General features: G+C 28.9%; 15 protein-coding genes. 8 read left to right on the top strand and 7 right to left on the bottom strand.

The features are described 5' to 3' along the window. Positions 1–56: 56 nt before the first annotated feature. Genes mazG through ruvX form a run of 4 tightly spaced genes read right to left on the bottom strand, consistent with a single transcriptional unit; the run spans position 57 to position 2346 of the window. Positions 57–836, bottom strand: coding sequence for a nucleoside triphosphate pyrophosphohydrolase (gene mazG / locus ACN5J5_RS12305; RefSeq protein WP_418645189.1), 780 nt, complete (start codon positions 834–836; stop codon positions 57–59). 3 nt (positions 837–839) lie between these two features. Then, complete coding sequence (locus ACN5J5_RS12300) at positions 840–1265, bottom strand: DUF5606 domain-containing protein (protein WP_418645188.1); 426 nt, start codon at positions 1263–1265, stop codon at positions 840–842. 28 nt (positions 1266–1293) lie between these two features. Continuing rightward, on the bottom strand, positions 1294–1881 hold the full coding sequence (gene def / locus ACN5J5_RS12295) for a peptide deformylase (protein ID WP_418645187.1): 588 nt from the start codon (positions 1879–1881) through the stop codon (positions 1294–1296). A gap of 54 nt (positions 1882–1935) precedes the next feature. Then, entirely contained in the window at positions 1936–2346 is a 411-nt protein-coding gene (gene ruvX / locus ACN5J5_RS12290) for a Holliday junction resolvase RuvX (protein ID WP_068705787.1), read from the bottom strand. Between the two features lie 116 nt (positions 2347–2462). On the opposite strand from ruvX, the gene ACN5J5_RS12285 reads away from it, so the two are divergent. From ACN5J5_RS12285 to ACN5J5_RS12260, 6 genes are all read left to right on the top strand, one after another. After that, entirely contained in the window at positions 2463–3278 is an 816-nt protein-coding gene (locus ACN5J5_RS12285) for a 2,3,4,5-tetrahydropyridine-2,6-dicarboxylate N-succinyltransferase (RefSeq protein WP_418645186.1), read from the top strand. Positions 3279–3287: 9 nt separating this feature from the next. Continuing rightward, on the top strand, positions 3288–4187 hold the full coding sequence (locus ACN5J5_RS12280; protein WP_418645185.1) for an ATP-grasp fold amidoligase family protein: 900 nt from the start codon (positions 3288–3290) through the stop codon (positions 4185–4187). 13 nt (positions 4188–4200) lie between these two features. After that, positions 4201–5142: a Stealth CR1 domain-containing protein gene (locus ACN5J5_RS12275; protein ID WP_418645184.1), complete on the top strand. Its 942-nt coding sequence runs from the start codon at positions 4201–4203 to the stop codon at positions 5140–5142. Then, positions 5142–5690, top strand: a complete 549-nt coding sequence (locus ACN5J5_RS12270; RefSeq protein WP_418645183.1) for an L-threonylcarbamoyladenylate synthase — start codon at positions 5142–5144, stop codon at positions 5688–5690. Before ACN5J5_RS12275 ends, ACN5J5_RS12270 begins: the two co-directional genes overlap by 1 nt. Before the next feature lie 77 nt (positions 5691–5767). After that, complete coding sequence (locus ACN5J5_RS12265) at positions 5768–7753, top strand: LTA synthase family protein (protein WP_418645182.1); 1986 nt, start codon at positions 5768–5770, stop codon at positions 7751–7753. Positions 7754–7796: 43 nt separating this feature from the next. Beyond that, a complete protein-coding gene (locus ACN5J5_RS12260) occupies positions 7797–9239 on the top strand; it encodes a CCA tRNA nucleotidyltransferase (RefSeq protein ID WP_418645181.1) in 1443 nt (480 codons plus the stop codon). A gap of 28 nt (positions 9240–9267) precedes the next feature. Here ACN5J5_RS12260 and ACN5J5_RS12255 read toward each other — a convergent pair whose 3' ends face one another. From ACN5J5_RS12255 to ACN5J5_RS12245, 3 genes are read right to left on the bottom strand one after another with little or no spacing between them, the layout of a single operon-like run. Continuing rightward, positions 9268–9816: an RsmD family RNA methyltransferase gene (locus ACN5J5_RS12255; RefSeq protein ID WP_418645180.1), complete on the bottom strand. Its 549-nt coding sequence runs from the start codon at positions 9814–9816 to the stop codon at positions 9268–9270. After that, the gene (locus tag ACN5J5_RS12250) at positions 9816–10646 is read right to left on the bottom strand and encodes a DUF3822 family protein (RefSeq protein WP_418645179.1); all 831 of its coding nucleotides are present in this window, start codon (positions 10644–10646) and stop codon (positions 9816–9818) included. Before ACN5J5_RS12250 ends, ACN5J5_RS12255 begins: the two co-directional genes overlap by 1 nt. Further along, positions 10621–11355 carry a hypothetical protein gene (locus tag ACN5J5_RS12245; protein ID WP_418645178.1) on the bottom strand — a complete coding sequence of 245 codons (735 nt, stop codon included), beginning with the start codon at positions 11353–11355 and terminating at the stop codon, positions 10621–10623. The genes ACN5J5_RS12250 and ACN5J5_RS12245 overlap by 26 nt, the downstream gene beginning before the upstream one ends. A 102-nt stretch (positions 11356–11457) precedes the next feature. Between ACN5J5_RS12245 and ACN5J5_RS12240 the strand changes: the two genes are divergently transcribed. Both ACN5J5_RS12240 and ACN5J5_RS12235 read left to right on the top strand, forming a co-directional pair. After that, positions 11458–12885, top strand: a complete 1428-nt coding sequence (locus tag ACN5J5_RS12240) for an ATP-dependent DNA helicase (RefSeq protein ID WP_418645177.1) — start codon at positions 11458–11460, stop codon at positions 12883–12885. Between the two features lie 179 nt (positions 12886–13064). Beyond that, positions 13065–15584 (top strand): PIG-L family deacetylase, encoded by a 2520-nt coding sequence (locus tag ACN5J5_RS12235; protein ID WP_418645176.1) that lies wholly within the window; start codon positions 13065–13067, stop codon positions 15582–15584. Positions 15585–15593: the final 9 nt, after the last annotated feature.

Genomic DNA, 15593 nt, shown 5'->3' with positions numbered 1-15593 from the left:
CGAATGCGTTCGAACTGACAAATATCGTTTAAAACCTTTTGAATAATCTAATTTGATTATCTAAAAAACTCTTTTGATTTTTCCCAATACACATCCATTTCTGTTAAAGACATGTCAGCAAGTTGTTTTCCTTCTTTTTTAGCAGCTTCTTCTAAATATTGAAAACGATTGATGAATTTTTTATTCGTTTTTTCTAAAGCATTTTCAGGATTTACTTTAATAAAACGAGCGTAGTTAATCATAGAAAATAACACATCTCCAAATTCTTTTTCGATGTTTTCTTGATTATTTGCTTTTATTTCTTCATTTAGTTCGGTTATTTCTTCTTGCACCTTTTCCCAAACTTGTTGTGGTTCTTCCCAGTCAAAGCCAACACCTGCAACTTTTTCTTGAATTCGGTTTGCTTTTACCAAGGCAGGTAAACTTTTAGGAACCCCTTCTAAAACCGAAGTTTTACCTTCTTTTAGTTTTAATTGTTCCCAATTACGTTTAACCTCTTCTTCATCTTTTACTTTAACATCACCATAGATGTGCGGATGACGATGAATTAATTTATCAGAGATACTATTAGCAACATCGGCAATATCAAAAGCTTGTTTTTCGCTACCTATTTTAGCATAAAAGACGATGTGTAACAACACATCGCCTAATTCTTTTTTTATTTCTTGTAAATCATTGTCTAGAATGGCATCTCCTAGTTCGTAAGTTTCTTCAATTGTTAAATGGCGCAGACTTTCTAAGGTTTGTTTTTTATCCCACGGACACTTTTCACGAAGGTCGTCCATGATATCTAACAAACGGTTAAAGGCGCTTAATTGTTGCTTACGAGTATTCACGGTTTATTCTTTTTCAGTAGTTGTAGCTTCTTCTTGTTTAGTTAAAGCACTAAAATCAAAATCAGATGAAGCTAATGTATTATACCATTGAATTACTTTTTTTATGTTTGAAGCATATACACGCTCTTCGTCATAACCTGGTAAAATTTCACCAAAATAAGCGGTTAATTTAGTAGCACTTTCTTTATGAGAAATAGCTTCTTTACCATCTTCTTTATCAGCAATGTTTTTAAGAACAATTGCTAAAGGTACTTCCTCTTCATAAGTATAAATAGCTATGTTTTCTAATAAACTTACATTGTGTGTAGCAGTAATAGGAAAACGTTTTCCGTCTACAATCGATTTTACGATTACACCTGTTTTAGTTTGTGATAAGATTTGAAATAATCCTGGTTTACCAGTAACGGCAATAATTTTGTTAAATTCCATAATATAATATTTTTAATGTCTTGATAGACTATTTTCTTTTAGCTTTAGGAAAACGCATTCTGTAACCTGCGTTAACTTTTCCTTTAGATATGTTTTCTAATTTCTTTTTGATTAATCGTTTTTTTAATGAAGATAATTTATCGGTAAACAAAACTCCATCAATATGATCGTATTCGTGTTGAAAAACACGTGCTGCCAATCCGCCTAAAACTTCGGTATGACTTTCAAAATTTTCATCTTGATATTCAATCGTAATTGTTTCTTGACGAAAAACATCTTCACGCACATCAGGTATACTTAAACACCCCTCGTTAAAAGCCCATTCATCACCTTCTTCTTTAATAATTTTAGCATTGATAAATACACGATTAAAGTTTTTTAACACCTCTCTATCTTCTTCAGATAAATCTTCATCATCGGCAAAAGGAGAAGCATCAATTAAAAACAAACGAATGTCTTTTCCTATTTGTGGTGCTGCTAATCCTACACCTTGTGCGTTATACATTGTTTCTTTCATATCGGCAATTAATTTTTCTAACTGCGGATAGTCTTTATCGATTTCTTTTCCTACTTTACGTAATACGGGATCTCCGTAAGCAACAATGGGTAAAATCATGTTTTTAATTTTTTTAAGGAATGCGAAAATACAAAGAATCGTTTTGCAATAAAATTATTTGTTATATAAATATGACTGTAAAATAATTGTAGCACTAATTTCATCAACCAAAGCTTTATTTTGACGTTGTTTTTTATTTAAACCGCTATCAATCATTGTTTGAAAAGCCATTTTAGAGGTAAAACGTTCATCTTCACGCTTTATAGGAATATTCGGAATCGATTTACTTAGTTTTTGTAAAAAAGGAATAATTAAAGTTTCACTTTCGCTATCAGAATTATCCATTTGTTTAGGTTTACCAATAATAAATAACTCAACGTTTTCTTTTTTAACATAATCTTTTAAAAAAGGAATTAGTTCTTTAGTTGTAATTGTTGTTAATCCAGAAGCAATAATTTGTAATTCATCAGTAACAGCAATTCCTGTTCTTTTTTTTCCGAAATCGATAGCTAAAACTCGTCCCAAATATTTAAAATTTTAGCAAAAATAAGCAATTTAAACAATGATAATACATCTGTTTAAAAAATGTATCTTCGCAATATATTGATGTAGAGATTTTATATTTGCAGAAAATTTTTAAAATGACAGAATTACAATCTATTATAGAAAAAGCGTGGGATAATCGCGATTTATTAAAAGAAGAAACAACGATAAATACCATAAGAAAAGTTGTTGATTTATTAGATGCTGGTGAGTTACGTGTGGCAGAACCAACAACTGATGGATGGCAAGTAAATGAATGGGTAAAAAAAGCGGTAGTTTTATATTTTCCGATTCAAAAAATGGAAACTTTAGAAGCTGGTATTTTTGAATACCATGATAAAATTCCGTTAAAGAAAAACTTTGCAGAAAGAGGAATTCGTGTAGTACCAAATGCAGTTGCACGTCATGGAGCTTATATATCAGCAGGAACTATTTTAATGCCAAGTTATGTAAATATAGGTGCTTATGTTGATGAAGGCACGATGGTTGATACTTGGGCAACAGTAGGTTCTTGTGCGCAAATTGGTAAAAACGTACATTTGTCTGGTGGTGTTGGTATTGGTGGAGTTTTAGAACCATTACAAGCTGCCCCAGTTATTATTGAAGACGGAGCGTTTATAGGTTCTCGTTGTATTGTTGTAGAAGGTGTTAGAGTAGAAAAAGAGGCTGTTTTAGGTGCCAATGTTGTATTAACAATGAGTACAAAAATTATAGATGTTACCGGTAACGAACCTATTGAAACAAAAGGAGTTGTTCCTGCTCGCTCTGTAGTAATTCCTGGTAGTTATACCAAAAAATTTGCCGCAGGAGAATACCAAGTTCCGTGTGCATTAATTATTGGTAAGCGTAAAGAAAGCACCAACAAAAAAACATCGTTAAATGATGCTCTACGTGAGTATGATGTGGCGGTTTAATAATATATAATGAATAAAACTGTATTACGATTTTTAAAAAAAATGACCTTTTTACCACAAAAGGTCTTTTTGCCTTTTTTGTATGAATATTATACAGGGAAAAAGTTAGATTTAAATAACCCGATTGAATTTAACCAAAAAATACAATGGCTAAAGGCTTTTTATCAACCAAAAATATTAAATAAATTGGTTGATAAATATGAAGTAAGAGAGTATGTTATTGATAAAATTGGTGAGGAATATTTAAACGAATTATATGGCGTTTATGATTCGTTTGCTGAAATTAATTTTGAAAAATTGCCTGAAAAATTCGTTTTAAAAGTTGTACACGCTAGTAGTTACAATATAATATGTACAAATAAAAACGATTTAGATTTACCTAAAATAAAAAGGAAAATTAAAAAATGGCAAGCAGCGAATCAGTATTACAGAACTGGCCAAGAATGGGCTTATAAAGACGTAGCACCAAAATTAATTATTGAAAAATACTTAAAAAACAATGAAAGAGATTCTTTAACAGATTATAAATTTTATTGTTTTAATGGTAAAGCTGAGTTTCTTGAAGTTCATTTAGATAGAGCTGAAAATCATAAAAGAGCTTTTTATGATTTTGATTTTAAAAAATTACCTTTTAGATATGTTTCTGAAGATAAATCTATTTCAGAAGATATTGAAAAACCGGTAAGTTTAAATAAAATGAAAATCTTAGCAGAAAAATTATCTGTTGGTTTGCCTTATGTTCGAGTTGATTTTTATGAGGTAGAAGCTAAAATCATTTTTGGTGAAATGACTTTTTACCCTTCGGATGGAAGAAAAGATTTTTATCCTAATGAATATAATAAAATAATAGGAGATATGTTTGAGTTGCCACAAATACCAAAAGGTAAAAGTAAGATAACTGAAATATAAAATATTAAAAAGAATGCAAATAGATGCTGTAATTACTTGGGTTGATGGAAATGATGAAGCTCATCAACAAAAAATGTTACCTTTTTTAGAGGATAAAAACATTGTAAAAAACAAAGGTTTTAGAACAAGGTTTGATCAGGTAGAAGAGGTGAAGTTTACAGTAAATTCAATTTTAAAATATGCGTCTTTTATCCGTAATATTTATATTGTTACAGATAATCAAACTCCTAATTTTATAAAAAATAAAAAAGAGGGTGAATATGATAATGTTTTTATTGTAAATCATCCAGCTATTTTTAAAGAGGATGCTAATTTTTTACCTGTATTTAATTGTCGTCCTATAGAAACAAAATTATACGACATTCCTAATCTATCGGAACATTTTATTTATTTTAATGATGATATGTTTTTGGTAAGAGAGGTGAAAATCACTGACTTTTTTATTGATAATAAGCCTGTAATTAGAGGTAAATGGTTAAAGTTTAATGAAAATATTTTTTATAAACGACTGTTTAATTCTGAAAAGAAAAAACAAAAAGCAGGACATAAAAAGGCACAAGAAAAGAGTGCGAAATTAGTCGGTTTTAAAAAATATTATAAATTTCATCACACTCCTTATCCGTTAAGAAAATCAACATTTAAAGATTTTTTTAAAGAAGAACGCTCGGTAGAACTCTTAAATATAGCACATAAATTTAGAAATAAAGAGCAATACACAGCACAAGGTTTAGCTAATCATATTGAGATAAGAAATAAAACCGCAATTTTAAAAAATGATTACCAGTTAATTTATTTTCAAAATTATAAAAAGCCATTTGCATGGTTAAAATATAAGTTAAATACGTTTACCAAACGCGAAAATAAATTGTTTTTAAATATGCAAAGCTTAGATCAATGTCCAAAAGAAAAGCTAGATTATGTGTTAAATTGGTTAAACAATAAATATGAGCTATAATGATTTTAGAAGTTGTAAAAAATCTAAATGACTCTAAAGTAATTTTATATCCAACAGACACCGTTTGGGGTATTGGTTGTGATGCTACCAATGAAAAAGCAGTAGCTAAAATTTATCAATTAAAAAAAAGAGAAGAATCTAAAAGTCTCATTATTTTGGTAGCTTCTATTACCATGCTAAAAGAATATGTAGAAAATATACCTTTTAAAGTTTTAGAAATATTAGAAGAAACTAAAAAACCAACGACTATTATTTATAACAATCCTAAAGGTTTAGCTAAAAACACAATTGCTATAGATAATACGATTGCTATTCGAATTCCTGAAGACGATTTTTGTATTGAATTAATTAAAGAATTTGGAAAACCAATAGTTTCAACATCTGCTAATATTAGTGGAGAACCAACACCTACATCATTTTCGGAAATAAGTGAATCTATTTTAAAAAAGGTAGATTATATTGTAGATTTAAATAAGGATAAAGTAAATATTAATTCATCAACTATTTTAAAAATAGAAGATAATACTATTGTTGTTATTAGAGAATAAAAGTATTTCTAATTACAAGTATTTATTGTTCTTTTTAAAAGAGAAACTTACCTTTGCAACTTGTAAACTTATTTTTTATGCGTTATAAAATACCGAATTATTTAAAATTTTTATATATAAATATTTTAAGTTTATTTGTTTTTATTTTTATTTTCAGAATGGCTTTTTATAGCTATTTTATAACTGATTTAGTTGTAGAATCAGAAGATTTAACAAAATCTTTTTTATTAGGGATTCGATTCGATTTAAAATTAGCCATTATAGCTTTTATTCCGTTAGCTCTTCTTTACCTTTTTATTAAAGGGTTTTTCAAGAAAAAAAAATATCAATTAGTTTATAGTATATACTCAAGTGTAGCGTACATCGTAATTTTATTTTTTTATTTATTCGATTTTGGTCATTATAGTTATTTAGGATTAAGAGTAAATGCAAGCGCACTTCGTTTTTTAGAAAATTTAAAAATATCAACTCAAGTTTTTGTCGAAAGTTATCCTGTTTATAAAGGAGCAGTATTTTTATTGTTTTTATGCTTTTTAATTGTAAAATATAATAAATGGCTTTATAAAAAGTTTTCTAAAACTGATTTTACATCAGTTAAAAAAACAAAAATTATATTTTCAGTACTTACTTTATTTATTTTAAGCTTCGGAATTTATAGTAGTTTTCAGCATTATCCATTAAGATGGAGTCAAGCATTTTTTTCAAAAAATAAAAATGTTAATCAGTTTGCTTTAAATCCGGTTTTATACTTTTTTGATAGTTTTAAATTTAGAAATGAAGGATATAGTTTATCTGAAACAAAAAAATATTTACCAATTATAAATGATTACTTAGGTATAAAATCTGATACCATAAATTTTAAACGCGATAAGGTTTTTAACGACACAATAAATAACAAACCAAATGTTGTTTTTGTAATGTTAGAATCTACAGGAAATGCCGCTTTAAGTTATTATGGAAATCCTATAAAAAGTACACCAGTAATTGATAGTTTAATTGATAAAAGTATCAATTTTACCAATCATTACGTACATAAATCAACAACAGCAGGTAGTGTTTTTGCTAGTATAACTGGGCTTCCGGATATTGATAATGTTAAATCAGCTTCAAGAAACCCCATGATTATTAATCAACGAATATTGTTTAATCAATTTAATGGTTATGAAAAATTATATTTTTTAGGCGGAAGTGCTAATTGGGCAAATATTAGAGCTGTTTTTCAGGCTAATATTACTGGTTTAAAAATTTATGAAGAAGGAAGTTATGAAGAAGAAAATAGGGCAGATGTTTGGGGAATTGATGATTACGATTTGTTTAAAGAATCTGATAAAGTTTTAGCAGATTTACACGCTAAAAAGAAACCTTTTGTAGCGTATATACAAACGGCAACAAACCATATGCCTTTTACAGTTCCTGATAAAAAAGGAAATTATACTCCTTTAAAAGAGTTAGATGATAATTTACTTAAAAAATCAGGATTTAGATCATTAGCACAATTAAATGCGATGCGATATTTAGATTTTAATATCAACGAGTTTTTAAAGCAAGCAAAAAAATCAGGATATTACGACAATACAATTTTTGTTTTCTTTGGCGATCATCAAGGAGGAATGAATGAAATAAATCATTTAAAACCAACGGAAGATAAATTAGGGATTTTAAGACATAACGTACCGTTTATTATTCACGCACCTAAATTATTTAAACCAAAAACGATTAACCAAAACGCACATTTGGTAGATGTTGTGCCTACAACAATGGCATTAGCAAAAATTAATCACACAAATTACACATTAGGTATTAATGCTTTAGATAGCTTAAAAACAAAACGATTTTCATTTGTTTATAAAAATATTAAAGGAGAACCATCTTCAGGAATTTTAAAAGATTCTTTATATTATTATAAAACTGTTATCAATAAAAAATATCAATTAATAAATTTAAAAAGTAATTCGTTAAAAGATATCAGTAAAGAAAATAACGAGTTAACTAAAGAAATGGATGATTTATTAAGTTCATTTTATCAGAGTACAAAATATTTATATTTTAATAATAAAAAATAATCTATTTATATTTTTAAGTAGTTTTATCATTACAAAATAGTTTATGCAAGCACAATATTTTAAGGAAGCAATTTCTGCTGAAATATTTCAATATATAAGTAAAGCAACCGAAGAGTTACAACTAGAAAGTTATGTAATTGGCGGCTTTGTTCGCGATTTTATTTTACAAAGAGGTACAGCAAAAGATATTGATGTAGTAGCTGTAGGTAGCGGAATAGAATTAGCGCAAAAAGTAGCTTCTTTATTGCCTAACAAACCAAAAGTACAAGTTTTTAAAACTTACGGAACTGCCATGTTGCGTTATAAGGATGTTGAAATAGAATTTGTGGGCGCTCGTAAAGAATCATATACTGAAGATAGTAGAAATCCTGAAGTAGAATCAGGTACATTACAAGACGATCAAAACAGAAGAGATTTTACTATAAATGCCCTTGCTTTAAGTTTAAATAAAGATAACTTCGGATTATTGTTAGATCCTTTTAACGGAATAGCAGATTTAGAAGCTAAGATAATAAGAACACCTTTAAATCCGGATATTACATATTCTGATGATCCGTTGCGTATGATGCGCGCTATTCGTTTTGCATCACAATTAAATTTTAAAATAGAAGAAACTTCATTAACATCTATTTTAAAAAATGCGTCTAGGATTGATATTATTACCAAAGAACGTATTGTTGTAGAGTTGAATAAAATTTTAAGCTCTAAAACTCCATCTGTAGGTTTTTTACTATTAGAAAAAACAAATTTATTAAACCGAATTATTCCTGAATTAATAGCTTTAAAAGGTGTTGATGAAGTTGAAGGTCAAAAGCATAAAGACAATTTTTATCATACTTTAGAGGTTGTTGATAATATTGCAAAATATACAGATGATGTTTGGTTGCGTTGGGCAGCTTTATTGCACGATATTGGAAAAGCACCAACAAAACGGTATCATAAAAAACAAGGTTGGACCTTTCATGCGCACGAATTTGTAGGTTCTAAAATGGTATATAAACTCTTTAAACGTTTAAAAATGCCATTGAATAACAAAATGAAATTTGTTCAAAAAATGGTACTGTTAAGTTCAAGACCTATTGTTTTGGCAAGTGATGTAACAGATTCTGCTGTACGTAGATTAGTTTTTGACGCTGGTGATGATGTAGATGCGTTAATGACATTATGCGAGGCGGACATTACCACTAAAAACCCTAAAAAGTTTAACCGTTATCATAAAAATTTTGAACTTGTTCGTGAAAAAATAAAAGAAGTAGAAGCCCGCGATAAAGTTCGTAATTTTCAACCACCAATTACAGGAGAAGAAATTATGAAGGCTTTTGATTTAACTCCATGTAGAGAAATCGGCCAGATAAAAGAAGCGATAAAAGAAGCTATTTTAGAAGGGATTATACCCAATGAGCATGCAGCTTCTTATCAATTTATGATAAAAGTAGGGAAGAAATTAGGATTAGAAATTTTAGTTATAAAAAAAAGGGAAGTTTAAAAAACTTCCCTTTTTTTTATAACTAAAATTATTCGTTAACTTCTATTTCAAAAAAGCTAAACACATTACCGCCGTAACGTTTATCGTAACTATGGTTTGGATGTTTAGTTAAATCGGTATGTTTAGAGTGTTCAATAATTAAAACACCATCTTCATTTAAAAGTTCACGATTAAAAACAAAATCGGCAATTTTTAAAAACTGATCTTCTTCAAAATCATAAGGAGGGTCTGCAAAAATCACATCCGATTTTAAAGATGTTTTTTCTAAAAATTTATACACATCACTTTTAAAAGTATCAATGTTTAAGTCTAGTTGTTTTGCTGTTTCATTAATAAATTTAATACATCCAAAATGAGCATCCACAGCATGTATGTTTTCAGTGCCTCGAGAGGCAAACTCATAACTAATGTTACCCGTACCTGCAAAAAGATCTAAAACACTAATATTTTCAAAGTAATAGGTGTTATTAAGTATGTTAAATAACGATTCTTTAGCCATATCAGTTGTGGGTCTAACCGGGAGCTTTTTGGGTGCTGAAATTCGTTTGCTTTTATGTTTTCCTGAAATAATTCTCATTAGGATGCTAAGATAAAATTAGAATGATTTAAAAACTCTTCACTATCAGTAAAAAAGTTTGAAATAGGTTTAAAAAAATGAACATTTCGTACGTAATTATACGTTATTTTATAAAGTTCAGATGTTTTATCAATGTCGCCAATAAGTGTTAATTGAAACTTATCTGGATCCATTTGTAATTGTTCGGCAGTAAATAATATATAATAAATAAAATCTTCTTTTGTTATAAAAGAAAACGAATTGTATAAAATTAAATTGTCTTGTTTACAAACAACAATATCTAATTGGTTAGAAGATGTGTTTACAAAAAACTGTTTTTCAGAATTTTCTTTCGAAAAGTGGAGTAATTTATCAATTAAAATACTTGAATGATGTTTGTATTCAAATTCTCCAAAATTTTGAAATAAATAATTATTGATGTTTACATACGGAATATAAACATTACTGATTTTTGCATCATCTAAGGTGTCATAGGTAATAAAATCAGTAAATAATGTTTTAACAGTATATTTTAAATAAGAATCTAAACTATTTCTATTAAAGAATTCGTTAGGTACTAACGTAGATAAATTGTTTTGATGTATTGCAAAAACAGTTGTAAAATCTTGTTGTAAATCTTTATCAGTAGCAAAAACGGATATTATTTTTTCTAATAAAAACTCAGGAGCACTTAAAGGTTCTTCAAAAATATATTGTGTAAATAAAAGCGGTTCCTTTGTAACAGAATTAGTTATACAAAAAGAAAATCCATCCAAACTAAATTGGATGGATAGATTTTTATTTTGCGCATTAGCGCTACTTTTTTTAGTCTTTTTTATCAAGAGCTTCACCTTTATCATAAGAAGGAGGCCAGTTACCACCTGTAGTAACTTCATTTAAAGAACCAACAGAAACAAAAGCTCCTTTAATTTGGTCTGTTTCTAAAGCTTCTAATTCTTGTTTTACTAAAGAAGTACTCAATCCTTTTAAAATAGAAGTTTTATCAGTTTTAACTTCAAATACAGGAACTAATAATCCGGCAACTTTTTCAACTTTACCAGTAGCTAATTCAAATTGTTTGTCAGTTCCAGGAACATTAAACATTCCTTTATAATCTTTTCCGTTAAAATATTTAGCAACTGGTTCGTAACCAATGGTATCAATTTGTTTTCTAGAAACTTTAATCATAATTCCACCACCTCTATCAACTTCTTCTTCAACGTTTTTAGTTTCAACTAAAGCTAATTGACCATTTTCAATAAAGTTGATTAAAGAGTCTTTACTGTTTGTGTAAGTTCTATAAACTTCTTTATATTTAACTTCGGCATCACGAATTAACTTTAAATTCTTAATAACCTTAGCGTATCGTACTTCTTTTTCTTTAGCAAAATGAATAGGTTCCATAATACCTCCGTATATTTTATATGCTAAAAAAGCAGTGGCTGCTAAAAGTAATATAGAGATTAACCATCTCATTTTCAATGGTACAAATTTAACAATAAGTACAGCTAATAGAATTGCAACTACAACGGCTGCTAAAATCATTAATAATAAATTCATTTTTTTTGTTTTTAATATATGATATTCGCAAATCTACAATTTTTTTTCAATCATAAAAATATTTCTGTATAAATAGATATATCTTTGATAATTATTTAGAATATGATAAAATCTGCCCCTACTTTTTATAAAGAAATCATTCAAAAGTTTCCATACCAACCCACTCAAAAACAAAGTGAGTTGCTAGATCAGTTAACTCATTTTATATTTAACAACAATAATGATGCCTTATTTTTGTTAAAAGGATATGCTGGTACAGGTAAAACAACTATAATTAGTACAGTTGTTAATAGTTTATGGAAAACAGGACAGAAAGCTGTGCTTTTAGCGCCCACAGGGCGAGCGGCAAAAGTAATTTCTGGTTATTCAAAAAAACAAGCTTTTACGATACATAAAAAAATTTATTTCCCTAAAAAGCAAGGAAATGGAGGAGTGAGTTTTGTAATGCAACCTAATAAGCATACGAATACTATTTTTATTGTTGATGAAGCTTCGATGATATCAGATGCGCGTCAAAATTCAAAATTATTTGAAAATGGTTCTTTATTAGATGATTTAATCCAATATGTATATTCAGGTAAAAATTGTAAAATTGTTTTTATTGGTGATACCGCGCAATTACCGCCCGTAAAATTAACCATGAGTCCTGCTTTAGAAGCAAATACACTTTCTTTTGATTTTAATAAAGAAGTAACTGAAATTGAGTTAGATGAAGTAGTACGTCAGCAGCAAAATTCAGGAATTTTAGCCAATGCAACTGATTTAAGATTACTGATACAAAGTGATATTTACGATTTTCAGTTTGATGTAAATTACCCAGATATTATTCGATTAGAAGATGGTTACGATATACAAGATGCCATAACATCGGCGTATGATGGAGATATTGGTGTAGAGGAAACAGCTTTTATTGTACGATCTAACAAAAGAGCAAATCAGTACAACGACCAAATTAGAACAAAAATTCGTGGGCAAGAAAATGAGATTTCTACAGGTGATTATGTTATGGTTGTTAAAAATAATTATTTTTGGTTAAAAGATTCTTCATCCGCAGGCTTTATAGCCAACGGAGATATTTGTGAGGTAATGCGAATTAATTCGATTAAAGAATTATACGGATTTAAGTTTGCCGAAGTTGAAGTTCGTATGATTGATTATCCAGATATGAATCCCTTTGAAACAGTATTATTGTTAGATACACTTTCTAGTGAAAGCCCGTCTTTAACCTACGAAGAATCAAATAAACTATACGAAGCTGTTAAAGAAGATTTTGCTGATGAAAAATCAAAGTACAAACAGTTTATGGGCGTTAAAAAGAATAAATATTTTAATGCATTGCAAGTAAAATTCTCGTATGCTATGACCTGTCATAAATCTCAAGGAGGGCAATGGAAAACTGTTTTTATAGAGCAACCTTATTTACCTGACGGGCCAAGTGTAGAATATTTGCGTTGGTTGTATACAGCGGTTACACGTGCGCAAGATAAATTATACTTAATTGGTTTTAAAGACGAGTATTTTTTAGCATAAATTATGTTAGTGTTTTGTTAATTTGATAAAATCTACAAGTAAAAAAAGTACATTTGTTTGTTATAATATTAGTTTTATATGATTTTGAATTTATTTCAGAATTTTATAAAATTATATCATTAATAAGAACCTGAAAAAAGTTTAGGTTTACGATTCTTTTATCATTCAAATTATTAAAAATGTACAAAAAAACGCTGTTAAGCCTTTCTTTTTTATTGATTTCAGTATCAATAATTGCACAAAAACCTCAAAAGCTAACTTCTAATCAAGTTTACGAGAAAATTCAAAAACTAAATTTTTTAGGATCAGCATTGTACATTGCAGCACACCCTGATGATGAAAATACACGATTAATTGCGTATTTATCAAATCACGAAAAAGCAAGAACAGGTTATTTGTCATTAACACGTGGTGATGGAGGTCAGAATTTAATTGGTCCAGAAATGCGCGAACTGTTAGGCGTAATTCGTACGCAAGAATTATTGGCTGCTAGAAGAGTGGACGGTGGAGAACAACGTTTTTCGAGAGCAAATGATTTTGGGTATTCTAAGCACCCTGATGAAACTTTAAAAATTTGGAATAAAGAGAAGGTGTTATCCGATGTAGTTTGGGCAATTCGTACCTTTAAGCCAGATGTAATTATTAATCGTTTTAATCATCGAACTCCAGGTACCACACATGGTCATCACACATCATCAGCAATGTTAAGTGTTGAAGCTTTTGATTTAGCAAATGATAAAACGAAGTTTTCAAATCAGCTTAAAAATACTGAAGTTTGGCAACCACAACGGTTGTTTTTTAACACCTCATGGTGGTTTTATGGTAGTCAAGAAAAATTTAAAAAAGCAGATAAAAGCAAAATGTTAAGTTTTGATGTTGGAGCGTATTATCCGTTAAAAGGCTTGTCTAATAACGAAGTTGCTTCTATGGCAAGTAGCCAACATTTATGTCAAGGTTTTGGGCGTTTAACAACACGTGGAAGTCAAACTGAATATGTAGAGTTTTTAAAAGGAGATTTTCCGAAAGATAAAAATGATATTTTTTCAGGAATTAATACAACATGGAATAGAGTAGAAGGTGGTGGCGAAATTGGTGATATTTTATATGGAATTGAACAAAATTTTGATTTTGTAAATCCATCAAAACATCTTCCTGAATTAATGAAAGCTTATAAATTAGTTAAAAATTTAAAAGACGCACATTGGAGAAAGATAAAAACAAAAGAGCTTAAAGAAATTATAAAAGCTTGTGCAGGTTTGTATTTAGAAGCATCAGCAAGCGCATCAAGCACTACACCAAATAGTACTTTTGATGTGAATTTTGAGGTTTTAAATAGAGCTAATCAATCAATAGAATTATCATCTATTACCGTGTTTCCTTCTAAAAAAACTATTTTAAAAGAATTAGATTTAGCACCAAATACCAAGCGAAATTTTAAAGAAAATATTACTTTAAATAACAGTGATTATTCATCGCCTTATTGGTTAAATAAACCATGGGATTTAGGAATGTACACTGTTGATAATAAAAAGTTAATTGGAAATCCAGAAAGTGCAAGACCAATTAATGTACAATATAATTTAGTAATTGGTAAAGCGCCTATTTCTTTTACAATTCCGGTTGTTTACAGATATTCTAAACGTGATAAAGGAGAAATTTATGAACCTTTTGAAGTGCTGCCAAAAATAACTACAAAGCTAAAAAGCAAAATAATTATTTTTTCTGATGATGTTACTCAAAATGTAGCTTTAGAGGTTCGTTCAGGCGCTAAAAATGTAAGTGGATCAGTTGCATTACAAGTTCCAAACGGATGGGAAGTATCTCCTAAACAAGCAAGTTTTATCATCGAACAGAAAGGAGATAAACAAGTGGTTGATTTTAAGGTGACTCCGCCTAAAAATCAATCAGAAGGAGTTTTAAAATCTGTTGCTACCATTAACGGAAAAACATATACAAAAGAATTAGTGGAAATTAATTATAACCACATACCAAAACAATCTATTTTATTACCATCGCAAGCAAAATTGGTTCGTTTAAATATTAAGAAAAAAGGAGAACGCATTGCGTATATTCAAGGTTCTGGAGATGCAATTCCTGAGAGTTTACGTCAAATAGGTTATACTGTTATAGAAATTGATCCGAAAGATATTAACGATAAAAATTTACAGGGTTTTGATGCTGTTGTAGTAGGAATTAGAGCTTATAATACTTTACAAGAATTACAATTTAAACAAAAATATTTGTTAGAATTTGTAAAAAATGGTGGAAACATGATTGTGCAATACAATACCAATAGAAGAGTAGATGTAAAAGCGCCGTTTGAGTTAAAATTATCGAGAGATAGAGTTACTGATGAAAATGCGAAGGTTACTTTGTTAGCTAAAAATCATTCGATATTAAATTATCCGAATAAAGTTACTGAAGCTGATTTTAAAGGGTGGGTTCAAGAACGTGGGTTGTATTTTCCTAATAAATGGAGTAAAGAATATACGCCAATTTTAGCTATGAAAGATAAAGGAGAATCATTAAAAAAAGGAAGTTTATTAATTGCTAAATATGGTAAAGGAAATTATATTTATACCGGTTTAAGCTTTTTTAGAGAATTACCAGCCGGTGTTTCTGGAGCCTATAAATTATTTGCAAATATGTTATCCGTAGGAAAAACAGCAACAGAAAAATCTGAAAAAGTAAAGTTTTAGGTAAAATAC

It is taken from the genome of Tenacibaculum insulae (assembly GCF_964512435.1).
Classification (GTDB): domain Bacteria; phylum Bacteroidota; class Bacteroidia; order Flavobacteriales; family Flavobacteriaceae; genus Polaribacter; species Polaribacter insulae_A.
This window is presented reverse-complemented; position numbering and strand designations above follow the sequence as displayed.

Coding starts and splice junctions, on each gene's coding strand:
- ACN5J5_RS12300 (WP_418645188.1), bottom strand. CDS start 1,265: ATGGAATTTAACAAAATTATTGCCGTTACTGGTAAACCAGGATTATTT.
- def (WP_418645187.1), bottom strand. CDS start 1,881: ATGATTTTACCCATTGTTGCTTACGGAGATCCCGTATTACGTAAAGTA.
- ACN5J5_RS12285 (WP_418645186.1), top strand. CDS start 2,463: ATGACAGAATTACAATCTATTATAGAAAAAGCGTGGGATAATCGCGAT.
- ACN5J5_RS12280 (WP_418645185.1), top strand. CDS start 3,288: ATGAATAAAACTGTATTACGATTTTTAAAAAAAATGACCTTTTTACCA.
- ACN5J5_RS12275 (WP_418645184.1), top strand. CDS start 4,201: ATGCAAATAGATGCTGTAATTACTTGGGTTGATGGAAATGATGAAGCT.
- ACN5J5_RS12270 (WP_418645183.1), top strand. CDS start 5,142: ATGATTTTAGAAGTTGTAAAAAATCTAAATGACTCTAAAGTAATTTTA.
- ACN5J5_RS12265 (WP_418645182.1), top strand. CDS start 5,768: ATGCGTTATAAAATACCGAATTATTTAAAATTTTTATATATAAATATT.
- ACN5J5_RS12260 (WP_418645181.1), top strand. CDS start 7,797: ATGCAAGCACAATATTTTAAGGAAGCAATTTCTGCTGAAATATTTCAA.
- ACN5J5_RS12255 (WP_418645180.1), bottom strand. CDS start 9,816: ATGAGAATTATTTCAGGAAAACATAAAAGCAAACGAATTTCAGCACCC.
- ACN5J5_RS12245 (WP_418645178.1), bottom strand. CDS start 11,355: ATGAATTTATTATTAATGATTTTAGCAGCCGTTGTAGTTGCAATTCTA.
- ACN5J5_RS12240 (WP_418645177.1), top strand. CDS start 11,458: ATGATAAAATCTGCCCCTACTTTTTATAAAGAAATCATTCAAAAGTTT.
- ACN5J5_RS12235 (WP_418645176.1), top strand. CDS start 13,065: ATGTACAAAAAAACGCTGTTAAGCCTTTCTTTTTTATTGATTTCAGTA.